The sequence below is a fragment of the Haemophilus sp. HMSC61B11 genome (assembly GCF_001838615.1).
Classification (GTDB): domain Bacteria; phylum Pseudomonadota; class Gammaproteobacteria; order Enterobacterales; family Pasteurellaceae; genus Haemophilus_D; species Haemophilus_D parainfluenzae_AD.
This window is the reverse complement of record NZ_KV837956.1, coordinates 1-360: the sequence shown is the minus strand read 5'-3', so window position 1 is coordinate 360 and position 360 is coordinate 1. Positions and strand designations below refer to the sequence as shown.

The 360-nt window shown below is 38.3% G+C and carries 1 pseudogene; it reads left to right on the top strand.

Going from position 1 to position 360, the window contains the following annotated elements:
- Position 1: 1 nt before the first annotated feature.
- Positions 2–360 (top strand): annotated as a pseudogene (locus HMPREF3263_RS01690) (hypothetical protein); the annotation flags it as partial.

Below are 360 nucleotides of genomic sequence, written 5' to 3'. Positions count from 1 at the left end.
AATGTGCATATCCAACTATAATCCTGATGTGATTGCCCGCAATGTGAAACAGCTGGGCAATGGTGTCATTGAAGTCCGCCGTTATAACGACGGGCATATTAGAGCCGATCTCTCTTGGGTGTGGTTTTTATGTACGATCGGCTTTATGCTTTATGACTATTTTACGACTCAAAGTATGTTTCAGGAAATATTATGGGTGATAGATCCCATGATTAGTATAAAAGATACGTTTCATTTCTATGAAGATCCTAATAATTTAGGTTATACAATGGCTGGTACAAATTTTAGTGAGTTTGCTGAAGGAATGTTAAGAAAACACAAAGCTAGTTTCTACTGGGGCTGGTTCTATATCCTCTTCCC